This window comes from Robertmurraya kyonggiensis (assembly GCF_005116465.1).
In the GTDB taxonomy this organism is placed as follows: domain Bacteria; phylum Bacillota; class Bacilli; order Bacillales; family Cytobacillaceae; genus Robertmurraya; species Robertmurraya kyonggiensis.
The window spans coordinates 58,967-72,565 of record NZ_SWBM01000002.1 but is presented as its reverse complement, the minus strand read 5'-3'; the positions used below and the strand labels follow the sequence as shown (position 1 = coordinate 72,565).

Sequence of the window (13,599 nt, the reverse complement as noted above, 5' to 3'; positions counted from 1 at the left end):
ATTCAGGTCTTTTTCTTTTGCAGCATTGTTCTATTCTATCCGCATCACTCCCATTGTTACCTAGCATTTAAGGTATTTAGGGTACTTTCGTAAATGTTACTCCCCCTAACTTCTCTCCTTGATAGACTTACTTTCAAGTGCAATTAGGGTACTTAGGACCCTTTTAGTGAAAAAAACTATATTTTTTTTATAAAAGGGGTTCGAACGAAAAAAGACTGGTGGTATCGTATTACAGCTTCGGCAAACAATATATTACTATCAGAAAGGTACGGTTTAACTAATGACAAAAGAAAACGTAGTAAAAAGCCAAAAAGAATATTTAACAGTCGATGAGAAGTTGGCTATGCAAGAAAACAGAAAGAAATCAGAAGGAAATACTGAACTCTTTAATGATGTCGTAAAGGCATTGGAGACAGACCGTGTAAGTAAACCATCTTTATCCGAAGAAGAAGAGTGGGCAATGCCTGTAACTTTTGATGAGTATGATACAATTCCATTTCCAATCGAAATTTTTCCAGCCACCATTCAAAATATGGTGAAAGCAGTGGCTATCGATACTCAAACTCCAATCGATTTAGCCGCGATGGTTTGCATTGGAGTGTTATCGACTGCATTAAGTAAGAAATTCGCAATTGAACCAAAAACAGGTTGGAAGGAACCATTAAATACGTATACAGCAACACTTTTACCTTCGGGATTAAGGAAATCAGCTGTTTATAATGCTATGACGAAAGTTTTATATAAATATGCCCAAGAACTTTATGAAGAGATGGAACCAAAAATCGAAAAAAGGAAATTAAAGAGGCAGGCTCTCGAAAAAAGGATTGATAAACTTCAAACCGATTATGCAAAAACGAATAATCCTGAATTACTACAAGAAATTGAAGGCATCAGCGACGAACTGCAAAAACATCCAGAGCTTTCAGCGCCTAAACTAACGGTCGATAATGAAACTTCTGAAAATTTGGTTATAGAATTAAAGAAGAATAACGAAAAAATTTCTATTATGTCCCCCGAAGGTGACTTATTTATTAAATTTAATGATCCAGCTGAAAAAGGAAAGCATGATGTTTATCTTAAAGGATATAGTGGAGATCACCTCCAAGTAGGCCGTGTTTCACGACCGGGGGAAATTTTAACTGAGCCGTTACTTACCATCTGCATCGTAGCGCAGCCAACAGTAGTTCAAAATTTCCCATCCTACGTCCATGAAAGAGGAATACCTGCAAGGTTTCTATTTTCTATGCCAAACGATAATCAGGGCTTCCGTGAGCCTTTTCCTCCTTCAACAGCAGTCGAAATTTCTAGGGCATATAAAGAATTGATTAGAAAGCTGCTGATGTTTACGCCGAACGAAACAATTTGCTTACGGTTAAGTGAAGACTCTATAAACATTTTAAAAGATCTCATTATGGATGTTGAAAAAGAGTTCAGAGACAATGGCATTTTCGAAGGTCATCTAAGATTTTGGGGAAGTAAATTGGTTGGCCAGATTTTACGGGTAGCTGGGTTATTGCATGTTGCTCATTCAGCTGATTCTTCTAATCTGGAGGAAATAACATCCGAAGTCAGTCTGGACATTTGCAAAAAGGCCTTTTTGCTAAAAGATTACTTCATTACTCATGCACAAAAGGTATTTGGGGTGATGAAACGCAATGATACATTCAATGATGCAATTTATTTACGTGATAAAATCTTAAATGAGAAAAAACTAGTAGTCGATAAACAGACAATTCATCAGAAAACGAAAAAGAGGATTCAAGGCAAAGATCGGTTTTCACGTGCTTATGACCTGCTTGAATATCACTCTTATATTAAACAAGTAAAGGGCGGTAAATACGGAAACAAGGGAATGATCCTAGTAAATCCTGCTCTATTGAAAAATGGTAGCAATTAAGGTCCTAACCTCCCTAAAATACTGTAAACTATTGATATCCCTACTCAAAAACAAGGGAATGAGAGAATCCTAAAGTTCCCTCATTCCCCTAATTCATATAATCATATAATAAACTTTTACTAGTACTTATTATTATGACAACAATTATTATTAAAAACTCCTTTAAAATCCTCCCCCTCTTTTTAGTATGTCTTTAAAAAACTTTTAACTACCTTGTATTATCAATTCTATAATTAATTAGGGAGCGTAGATCTTCTATTCGTGCTGATAGTAACTCAATTGCTGAAGTTAAAAAAGACTCGAATTCAATAAATCCTGCATGTGCCTCAGTAGCCAGTTCGTCTTTAATCTCAAAGGCTCGTTGCGTAAAGTCATGTACATACTCATCTAATACATCTTCTGTCATAAGGATTGCGTTTTCGTGCATCTCCTTGTTAATATAACTTGATTCATCAAATTCAAGAAAATCAACCACTTCTTGATCAATTTCATAACTGCTAATAGTGTTTTTTAGATCCAGTATTTGTTCAATAACTACATTTTCTGAACAAATTAATTGGTCTTCCTCTTTTGACTCAATTTCTTGGATTAACTCAGACAGGGTACTTTCTATATCAACTGTTAAATTCTTGAATGCTGCTATAATTTTTGTATCAAGAATAATATTAACTCCTTTATAATATTGTCCTTGTTCTACACCATGCATGTCCCATAAACCCCATATATTTTCACTAAGGAAGGTTCTTATTTCTTCGAGTTCTCTAGCATGGAATATTAGTGGAAGAATATCATAAGCGTAATATGATTCTGCTTGCGACTCTACTTCGTTATTAACCATATCTTTTAGTTGTAATATTGCTTGTTCATCTTTAATAATAACTCCTGCTTCAATACTATTAGCTGATTCAGATGAAAAATTAGAAGAACCAATATATGCAATATTATTCGTCATAATGATTTTTGCATGATTATTAAAAACGAAATAGCTCGAAAAAAATTCATTAAACTGGTCAGGGTTTAACCTAGTGAGATACGTATTAATTTGAGTTCTAGCCTTTGAAGATGCCCAATCAGCAAAATAAGAATTAAATCGGCTCGGTATATTGGTAAAAACCTTAATTTCAGTATCTTCGCTGGCTTCTTTTAGCTTATCAAGCAATGTCGGATTATTACCGGATATATTGTAGGTCACGATGTATATAAATTCCGCAGTTGAAAAATCCTCTAGGACCTCACTGTAACCAAGTTCATCTCTAGTCATAACAATTTTTGCATTAGTAATTTCGATTTCTTTTCTCAATAAGGTCATCTCCATCGCTAATAATAATTGGTTAAGTTCTGGTATTTAACCAATTATTATTATAAACCTTTTTGTTTTCAAAAGAGATTAGGATTTTATCAAATGAAAAATCTGTTTATTCTTTCTCCCTTTATCCATATATAGTTCTTAAAAAAGTCTATCTTGGTCAAGTACTAACTTCTAATTAAGGCCTTATCTTCCTAAGTCATACATAACTTTCAATTAAGTTGTATTTAACTTAAATAAAGTTGTCCACTAACTTAATTGAATTTATTAGAAAAGACTAAATTTCTATTTATTTAATTCTAATAACAAATAAACTAATGAAAATTAAGCTAAAGTAAATTTTTTTATTCTCTCTATTCGAATAAGCTAAAATCCAAGCTAAAATGTTTTTACCTTTAAATGAAAGGAGGGAATAATTAAAATGGAGATAGAGATAGACATCGACAAAGCAACTTTACAAGATATCATTTCATTAATTGAAGGTGGAACTACAGAACAAGAAATCTGTAACTCGAAAGGCTACAAAGCTGCTTCTACTGTTTCTAATAGATTAAAAGCCGTTGGAGCCACCTGTGAGATTAACGGCGCATGGAACTTCACCAAAATTGATCCAAGAATCCTTACTAAGCAATTTTGGACAATATCTTATTCAAAAGATAGATCAAAAACCACCTTTGAAAATTTCGATTTGAATGAACAGGAAATAACCACCCTAAAGAAAATTGCGGAAGAATATATAAAAGGGAATTATGAAAGGAAGACTGAAACGCTAAAATACGAATTGTTTGGAAAACTTCTGTTTGAACATGCTGCTTATAGGAATACAGATTCCTTAACAAAACAGCTGAACGTTCCAGTCCAAGAGCATGTAATGCAGCGACTAGACGACTTTGCCAACACTAGTGGACTTGAGAAGAAGTTTATTGTTAACAAAGCACTTGAGACCTTTTTAGATTTATATGATGGCAATTTCCAATAAGAAACTTATAGTGTAAAGAAGCATATTAAAGCTAGATCAAGCGAGCTTTTCAAGCAACAAAAAGGAGAACTATGCACGTTGAAGTATATCCGTTATAGGGGTCCGTTCAACGAATATACTATCTCTTTGTCTAATACCAGTAATATCAATGGTTTATGTGCCATATGGACAATCCTTTTAAATGCCGACTATATAGAAAAAGAAAGACCTTTTTGATATAAATTAAACCTACACAAATTAATCGCATCCAATAACCTTTACTAGATTGTTACTAGGATGCTCCTGATTTATAATCGGGAAATATAGTCAGGATATAATTTAAGGGAGGACAGCTCATGGACTTCAACAAAATAATACTATACGCTAACATCCTAGGTATCTGTTTTACTGTGGCTCTGACATATACAATTGTTGTTAACATTTTCGTTGGCCTCCCTGTTCAGCCTGTTGCTGTTGCTATGCTTGCAATTGGATATGTTGTCATGATAAAAAGAAATACACTATTTCAAGAACTTTGGGATAGGTGGTTCTCCGGCAGAAGAAAGTAAAACACTTTTTAACTTCCTTTAAGTGACATGTCATTTTAATTAAACCATTCATAAAATCGTCGTTACGTGTAATTTATATAAATTTAAAACGGAATAAGGGAAAGCCCCATTGCTGAGTTTAAACAAACGTACTATTGCGTTTAAACGTCATTATGGGGCTTTTATTTTTGATTAAAATATATTGGAGGAATCTATGTGATATTAAATAAAAAGGATTATGATGCGCTTTACGAAGAGCTAATGCTAATTAATGAAGAGAATTATCAAGGAAAATTTTATGTAACAAATGTTAAGGATCTAGAAGAGCAAGCGTTGCAATTTTTAATAGATGAAAATTACATTGATGAGAAGGACAAAGATATTGATGAAAACCTTTCCTTGAAAATATCTTGGAAAGGGGAAGGCATGTACTGTTTTTCTGGGCTTGGATTCATTCATGAATATTCACTTAAAAATGTTATCGATCTTTTCGAGACTGAAACTGAGGTAAGCCACAAAATATTTTTAGGTGACCATATTGAAATTGAGAAGGCAAAGAGTAAATTCACAAATGTATATGTCGAATGGAATATAGATATCTTCAGTCAAACCTTCTCTATCAAAGAAATTATTGAAGATAAAAAAGCCATCAATAATTCAAGATCCCTTAGCAATAAAGAAAACAGTCAACAAAAAAATTGCGAATGTGAAAGCATAAAGGAAATGGATAATAACACCTTTTATGAGTTTTTAAAGCAGTATAACAAACACTTGCTAACTTCATAGAGAACGAATAACCCGATGGCACATTTTCCTCTAAGGAGTGTGCCTTTATCTTTTGTAAGGAAAAAAGGAGAATAGTCATTTGAAAGTATATTATTATTTATCTAAATCGAAAAAACGGCGTATTCAATTAGAAAGCGTCGATATATACGCACTTCTTTTCTTGAACGAACAGGGCATATTATCACAACCTCAGTTTTATGAATTTTACTCTCTCTTAAAACATATAAGTGATGCTGCTTTCCGTAGAAAAATGAGTCGTTGGGACAATGCTAACATTGTAGAAAAAAGTAAAGAAAAAATGCAAAATGGATATGAAATGGCAATTATCAACTTAACACCTGCAGGCCAAACAATTCTCAAAAAACTCGGCTACTTGGGTATGGAAGAAAAACTGAAATATCAAGCAAAAAGCAACTTAGATCATACCCTCGCTATTAAACAATCTGTTATAGAAGTTTTAAAATGCGTTAGTCAAAAAGAGCCTTTTTATATTGCTGATGGAGGAAAATATGTTATTCCGTTCAGAGAAGATAAGGATGAAGAGTTAGAAGAACCTATCATTATCTTTAAGAAACAAAACTTCGGTAATGATTTTATTCCTCCATTAAAATCGTTATCACAGTACAAGGCTACATTCATCGACAGACACAAAGAATTAGATGTGCTGCAATCTTTTGTCCCACAGGAATTCACCCTTATTAATAATCAACTTGGTGAAAAGACTGGATTAATACCAGATTGGATATTCAAAATTAGGGACACATACCTCTACATCGAAGTGGATAGTGGAAATGAAAAAATAAAAACTAAACGTGATCATACCAATACGATAATCGAAAAGCATGATGTTAGATCTATCGAAGGAAAACTGTACCGATATGAAGAGTTGGCTAAGAACGATAGAGAGCATAACCACAAAGTCATCTTCGCTTTAATGGATGATAGTGATGTGGTAATAACCAAGAACATCCATAGCAACAAAGACATTCGTATTGCCAACCTAAAACATGAAATTGCTCATATGAACGACTACAAAGACTGGAAAATTGAGGTTTATGTTACCGGTATGAAAAGATTTTACACAGTTGTTGAAGCAGTATATCTAGAACTGATCAATAACATAAAATCATATTCCTATGAAGTTTACAAAAAAACATTTATCACTTTAATTAAGGCAGGGTTGAAACCGAATTGGAAAAATTTAAAGTTTATGGTTGTCGGTAAACACTTTTATCCAACTCTTGGCATATCGACAAACAGTCTAAACTTTATTCCAGATTTTTTGTTTAGATACTATCAGGATACAGAAGATAAATACGAACAATACTTTATTCCTGTATTTATTAGAGAAGGAAACGTAAAAGACATGGAGAGGTTGGCATATTATGCAGTTCCTACAGCCAATGGTCGGTTCAAATACACTGCAAAGATCTTGGCATTGTATAAAAGAAAAGAAGAACTAGTTAATGATGTCATTCGGAAAACAAAGAAAGTAAACACCAATAAGATAACAAACGAAATAGTTGATAACAACGGAATGAATATAGACAATATAGTATTCGCTGCTATAGATGAAATATCCAACGGTAAACTCCTTCTTTACAATGCTAATAAGAAGCAGATCGATATAAGCCAGTTATTCTAGTCTTATGAATAACTGGCTTTTGTATATACTTCCTCCTAAAAAGTTCTCCATTTTGGTGTACTCTCTTGCCTTGTAAACACCTCGCTGGCTGGTAGTAGTTGAACGGTTTTTTATCCATGAAGTACTCTTTTTGTACATTTTCTCTTAAAAAGTTCTCCATTTCGGTGTACCCTCTTACCTTATAAACATCCGGCTGATAGCATTTATAATAGGTTTTTTCCTAAGATCTCTCTTATCAGCGCATTTTATCTTAAAAAGTTCTCCATTTTGGTGTACTCTCTTTACCTTATGTACATCCGCTGTTAGCAATTATTCTGGATTTCCCCCTAACATATGTATTATCAGCGCATTCATCTTAAAAAGTTCTCCATTTTAGTGTACTCTCTTTACCTTGTGCATTTCGTTAAAAGGTTTTATTGCTAACAGACAATTTATGTAACTGAATAAAATAAGAGTGCTATAATATCTATTTTCGCACTCTTAATCTAATTTTCAATTTACCAGCATTAATTCGATAATATTATTTACTTTCTCTACAATTGATCAAATAAATATTTACTAAGCATTGATTCAAATTTTTAGATTATTTAATACCTCTTCTTGAGAAAAATGAAGTTTTTATATCAAATAACTTTCTCTCTAACTAGATTCCAATGATTTGTTCCATTTTCAATTCTTCAACAATTTTATTTTGATTTACTACATAAACATATACCGATCCATTTAATTCGCGGTAATCATTTAATTCCAATTGTTGTGAAAGCAACTCTAAAGACGGTGTTAATAAAATAAACCGTGTATTACCCTCTGCTTCTTCACTCGTGAAATCAACTAAGCCAAATGCATTCTTAACACGGATGTTTAATCGTCCATTTTGATATTCATACTCTTTTACAACTTCTACGAAATCTTTTGGAATAACACGTGCTGCACTTAAAATTGGTTGTACATGAAGTTGTGTAATCGGCTTAATGGACTGTAACTGAATACTTCTTTCTCTTTCAATATTTTCAAGTCGATCTTTACTACGTTCCTCCAAGTCTTCAATTTGAGTATAGGTTTGGTTAATTAATGCGCTATTTTTATTATTTACGTTATCACTTAAATAATTAGTTACTCTTTCCTGTAATGTTTGCATTTGTTCATCAAATGAACGTCGTAAATAAGTACTCTTTCGATTTAAATAATCATCGCGTTTCATTTGAACAGATTGAAGTATCTTTTTCGCTTGAAGAATCGATTCTTTTTTAAATGATTTATCTTCTGTACCTACTGTATTGATTACTTCAAATTGCTTTTGGAATAGAAAATACGAATCTACTTGAATGAACTCACCAGTTTCTCTTTTAGCTAATAACATTAACTCTTGTTCTAATTCTCGTCCTGTACCATCAACTACACTAATACGGCTAATTTCTAATGTTAATGGTTCACTAACATGTGTTTTTACTGTGCAAATTGGTAAAGCCACTTGTTGTAACTCTTGACTCGCTAATTCCATTGCTAATTTTTTTAATGGATGGTCATTTTGTAATATAAATAACTCTTCTGTTTGTTTATCTGGTCTTAATGTAAACCGTAATGATTCATCAGTTCTTAAAGAATATTTTCGCTTCTTAATTAGTTCACGAATATTTTTAGGGAAACGATCAATTCGAACTGTATTACCATCATTGGAGATATTTACTTTAATTCGTGTTTCTTCAAACTGTTTTACTACAAACTCACCATAGACCCGCGATGGCATACTACTAATTGAAATTTCTTGATAAGCCCGTCTTGCACCCGGTAAATCAAAACTGGAATCATCTAAACGTTCTTGTTTTGCTAATTCTAATAATCGTTCATGTTCTTCAGATAATGTTTTTTCCATTTGTGCAATCAGCTTATCTAAATTTTCTCGTCCGCTAATTGCTTCCTCCATTAAGTGAGATAAATCAATATTATTTTCTTCAAGCACCTCACCAATAAAGTCATATACCTGATCTTGCCCTAAATCTGTGCGCATTTGTTCCATCTTATCAAGTAGCCTTATCAGTACATCTCCTTCACGTGTATCTCTAGCAACAAGATTAAAGATGAACACTTCATTTTTTTGTCCAATCCGATGTATACGCCCCATACGCTGCTCCAAACGATTTGGATTCCACGGAATATCATAGTTTATCATTTGATTACAGAATTGAAGGTTGATAGATTCTCCCCCGGCATCTGTAGCAAGCATGATTTGTACATCATTTCGGAATCGCTCGACTTGTTCACGACGTTGATCCATCGAAAAGTTCCCAACGATTTTTGTAACTTCAGGGACATGCTGTAGGAGCTTTCGTTCAAGGTAATATAAAGTATCTTTTGATTCCGTAAAGATGAGGATTTTTTCTCCTTTAGAAAGCAATCCATCCGGACCAAATAATGTGTTTTCAAGCTCTAAGTATTTACGTTCAATATCTTGATTTACCAGCATCTCTGCTTTATAAACTAAACCATCTAGAATCTCTATTTCTAGCTTTAGTTCCTCTATATCAATAACATCCGTTTCTCCTTCAACTAAAATTTCTATTTCTTCTTGCTCTTCTGTTGAAAGTTCGTCGTATTCAAATGGCTCAACTGATTTATTGGCCGTTAACTCAGATTCTAATAACTCTTCTAACTTCTCTTTACGTCGTTTAAGTGATAAATAAATGGCATCTAGCGATGAACTTAGGCGACGTTGCAAAATCATCATCGCAAATGCTACGTTTGGTTTATTATTTTGCTTTGCTCGATTAAAATGCTCGCGTGCATATGCAGTTACATCTTCATAAAGCTCACGTTCACCATAGCTTAAATCAAATGTAATTGTCGTTGTTGTTCTTTTCGGGAATAACGGTGTACCATCAAAATTTTTCATTGTCTCCTTTAATCGACGAATAACGAAAGGATTACTCTTTTCATATATAGAATCACCTGTATTTAACCGTGAAAAAATATCATGGTCTACCAAACTCATTAAATGTCGGAAATTTTCTTTATCTCCTTTATGGGGTGTAGCCGTTAGTAATAAGCAATGCTCTGTATGACGAAGTAAACTCTCACCAAGCTGGTAAATTTTCGTACGATTCACTTTACGTTTCTTGACGCCATGTGTATAGGCAGCCATTTTATGAGCTTCATCAACAATTACTAAATCAAATTGTGCTTTTAAAATAAATGCTTTAATTTCTTCACGTGAAGCCCAATAAATTGATGCAATTATTTTGTCATGTGATTCGAATGGATTTACTTCACTTGAGCTATTTAATAAACTTCGATTTACAATGGTAAACTCTTCACCAAACTTATCTTTTAGCTCTTCCTGCCATTGTTTCAATACTAGAGGGGGAACTAAAATTAAAATACGCTCTGCTGCTTGTCTTGCAATTAACTCACGTATTAACATTCCTGACATTATCGTTTTCCCTGCTCCCGGATCATCTGCTAATAAATATCGTACTTGAGGTGACTGTAACATGCGGCTATACACTGCTTCAATTTGGTGTGGGAGAGGGATAATCTTTTTGTTTCCTCGCGCACGAGACTTCGAAAATTTATCCTCTGTCTTTAATATGTAATATTTTAGATAGTGTTGCAATCTTTCAGAATTAAATGAACTTTCCTCATCTTGAATATTTTCTAATTGTGCTAGTTGCGCCCTATCTAAATACTGTTCATAATATTTATTTGTTTTACGCCCAATTGATTCAACTAAAAATAAATCATCATCAATTTCTTCAAAATGCTTAATTTCAACAATCTCTGGCCAAAAAGATCCTTTAATAATTTCTCCAATCTTTAACAAAAATAACATCCCTCTCATTACTTACGTTCTCTTAGTTTAAATTATATAGTAAACTCCCAGATACTGTTAGAAGAAATATAAGACAAAAAAGCTAGAGAACGGAATAATCAGTTCTCTAGCTTATCTTTAGTAAAGCGCATTATACATATGAATCGTAAATTCCGTTTCACGGTATGGGATGACTTTATCATCTTCCACAGTTACCATTTTTAGCTCACACGTTTGCCCTGTTGGATAATAGTTTTCTACAAGATTAAATGTTAGTTGATCCGTACGTTCATGGTTTTCTCCCACCATATCAAATGTCCATTCAATTTCATTTGAAATTCGCAAATCATTCAGGTAAAATGCAGCCCTAATTGTACGTGCCTTATATTCCAGTGAAATACTTTGTTCTTGATATATTGGTACTTGGATACGGTAACCTGTGATTACACGTTTTGGCATTGCTACACTGATTTCAACAGAAAGCGATTGTGAAGTACGACGATAATCAATTAGTGGTACTATTACTTCTTGAGGTGTTGCACCTCCGTGTACAAACTGTAATCCTCCACCACCAATAAATCGGTTTACGCCTTTAGCAATCACTTTTTCAACACCTTCTAATGTTGAAAAATCATCTGGCACTTTAATAGCCCCATCATCTATAAGTAGATTATGACCAACAGCAAAGCGACGATTCGAATCAATAATTTCACCTTTAACACTCACTACTTTAATATCATTTTCAATTCTTGGATACTGATAAAGGAATCCGTGATCTGCTGTTATAAAAATTCGTTTTGCTTGCAATTTAGATAATCGATCAACAGCAATTGATAAATCTTTTATTACTCGTTCTGCAGCTTTATAAGTATCTCGTTCGGATTTTGCAGAATCACCTGCTGCATCGATTACATCATGATATAAGTAAACGAGACGTTTTCCTTTTAAATTTTCATCTGCTGTCGCTCTTGACCAGTCTAATAAATCAGTCAAGCGATAGGCAATTGCTTCTGGGTGGGCATTTTGTAAAATCTTTATACGATTAGCCAGTCCATTTGTCGGTTGACCATCTGCTAAAACTATCCCATTTTCAGTAATTGTTAATTGTTTATGAGGTAATAATGAAGCCATACCTAACTGTGTATACGTTGGTAAATTCGCAACTAACGGACTGATAGAGGCAACCCCATTTGAACGTAAATTTAATTGAGATGTTAATTCCGCTCCTACCTCATATCGTACAGCATCTGAAATAATTACAAATACGCGTGTTGATTCTTTCTCAAGTATTGGCTGCAAAACATCTTTATAAAACTTAGCCTGTTTAGTTAATTTCCCTACCACTTCTGTTTCTAAAAGATAATTGGTCTCTTGAGCAATTTTCAATAAATATTTATTTTCATACCAGTTTGTTAGTTGCTCAGCTAGTTCTTCAAGCATTTCTTTATTTTCTAATTGAATAAACCCTGTCATAAAGCGTCTATAAGCTTGATCAATTAAGTAAAGTTCACTTGTGTATTGAACGTATAAAGGCTCACGAGTATCATATTGCTTCAAGTACAATTTATACTTTGTCAAATCAACTGCATCTATCATTACATTTAACAAGCTTCGGATTCGTTCATTTCGTTTCGCCCAATGCATCTTCAACCGTCTATTCAAAACTTCTGTCCAAGTATCAAAATTGGATGTTTGATGAAGAAGTTCCGCTGTTAGCCTATTTATCATTAAATGGTCAATTATTGGGAAAGTTGAAATGTCAGCAAATAGCTCGATTGGACGTTCGCGTAACACATCAATTATCGAAAATTTTTGTTCGATTTCCTTCATATAGTTTTCTAAGACTTCTACTTCGCTTTCTTTTGTATGTAGCCAGTCATCAATAAATAAAGCACATACATTTCCACGTGTTGTTTCATAATTCTTTTGTAATGACTGTTCTTCGAATTGTGCATGACGTTTGAAATGCGCATATAGTACATGTTCCATTAAATACTGCAATGTCAAATCACTTGAATGCAAACCAAAGTATTCCGAAATAAGCTCCCACATGCGATTCGTGCTAAACCGTTTTGATATGGCTTTATATACTTCATTTGTTTCTTCTTTTAAACCACGCAACAATAAATAGCGAGTAATTTCTTCCATATTTGCAATGGGTGCGCCTGTTAGCACCGCTAACATTGCATACTCTATATCACGTTCACTAGCATTAGGAGGTACAACTCTCCTTAATTTATTTTTACGCTCTGCACTTTTAAAAAACTCTCCATACTCCTTAATCAAAGGTCTTAAAATAGCATCACTTACTTGCAACTGCTCTGCAAGTAAAGCGTTCGTATCAGCTTTAAACTCTGTACCGTAAAGCTCCATATCCAGTAAAAAGTTGTCTTCAATCGCTGGTTTTGCAAAATCAGCATATAGTAAAAAAGAATCCTTTTTCTTTTCCAACTCGATCTCTAATTTAAGCGTAAAGAAATTATTTCGCGTTAATTGGCGGATATGAATCGGTTGCTCTGCTAATGTTTCTTCTAAATCAGAAACAGTATATTCTCCTTGCTCGTCAAACCAAAAAATAACCGTGCGCGGCTTATTTTTTTTATATAGCTCGTCCTCTATTCGCTCTTTTAACAGTTCAATGACATTCATTGTGT

The 13,599-nt window shown here is 33.5% G+C and carries 8 protein-coding genes; 5 read left to right on the top strand and 3 right to left on the bottom strand.

Translation table 11 applies throughout. The features are described 5' to 3' along the window. Nucleotides 1-280 precede the first annotated feature (280 nt). Nucleotides 281-1,897 carry a YfjI family protein gene (locus FA727_RS11555; protein WP_136831116.1) on the top strand — a complete coding sequence of 539 codons (1,617 nt, stop codon included), beginning with the start codon at nt 281-283 and terminating at the stop codon, nt 1,895-1,897. A gap of 208 nt (nt 1,898-2,105) precedes the next feature. Here FA727_RS11555 and FA727_RS11550 read toward each other — a convergent pair whose 3' ends face one another. Further along, complete coding sequence (locus FA727_RS11550) at nt 2,106-3,197, bottom strand: phospholipase D-like domain-containing protein (protein ID WP_158318840.1); 1,092 nt, start codon at nt 3,195-3,197, stop codon at nt 2,106-2,108. A 427-nt stretch (nt 3,198-3,624) separates the two neighbouring features. Here FA727_RS11550 and FA727_RS11545 point away from each other — a divergent pair, with 427 nt between their 5' ends. From FA727_RS11545 to FA727_RS11530, 4 genes are all read left to right on the top strand, one after another. Next, the gene (locus tag FA727_RS11545; protein ID WP_136831114.1) at nt 3,625-4,182 is read left to right on the top strand and encodes a hypothetical protein; all 558 of its coding nucleotides are present in this window, start codon (nt 3,625-3,627) and stop codon (nt 4,180-4,182) included. Between the two features lie 335 nt (nt 4,183-4,517). Beyond that, nucleotides 4,518-4,730, top strand: coding sequence for a hypothetical protein (locus tag FA727_RS11540; RefSeq protein ID WP_016201516.1), 213 nt, complete (start codon nt 4,518-4,520; stop codon nt 4,728-4,730). A 195-nt stretch (nt 4,731-4,925) separates the two neighbouring features. Then, complete coding sequence (locus FA727_RS11535; protein ID WP_136831113.1) at nt 4,926-5,495, top strand: hypothetical protein; 570 nt, start codon at nt 4,926-4,928, stop codon at nt 5,493-5,495. Between the two features lie 79 nt (nt 5,496-5,574). Next, nucleotides 5,575-7,140, top strand: a complete 1,566-nt coding sequence (locus FA727_RS11530) for a replication-relaxation family protein (protein WP_136831112.1) — start codon at nt 5,575-5,577, stop codon at nt 7,138-7,140. Between the two features lie 643 nt (nt 7,141-7,783). Here the strand turns inward: FA727_RS11530 and FA727_RS11525 are convergent. Further along, nucleotides 7,784-10,957, bottom strand: a complete 3,174-nt coding sequence (locus tag FA727_RS11525) for a DEAD/DEAH box helicase (protein WP_136831111.1) — start codon at nt 10,955-10,957, stop codon at nt 7,784-7,786. 126 nt (nt 10,958-11,083) lie between these two features. Continuing rightward, nucleotides 11,084-13,594 carry a BREX-1 system phosphatase PglZ type A gene (gene pglZ / locus FA727_RS11520; protein WP_136831110.1) on the bottom strand — a complete coding sequence of 837 codons (2,511 nt, stop codon included), beginning with the start codon at nt 13,592-13,594 and terminating at the stop codon, nt 11,084-11,086. Nucleotides 13,595-13,599: the final 5 nt, after the last annotated feature.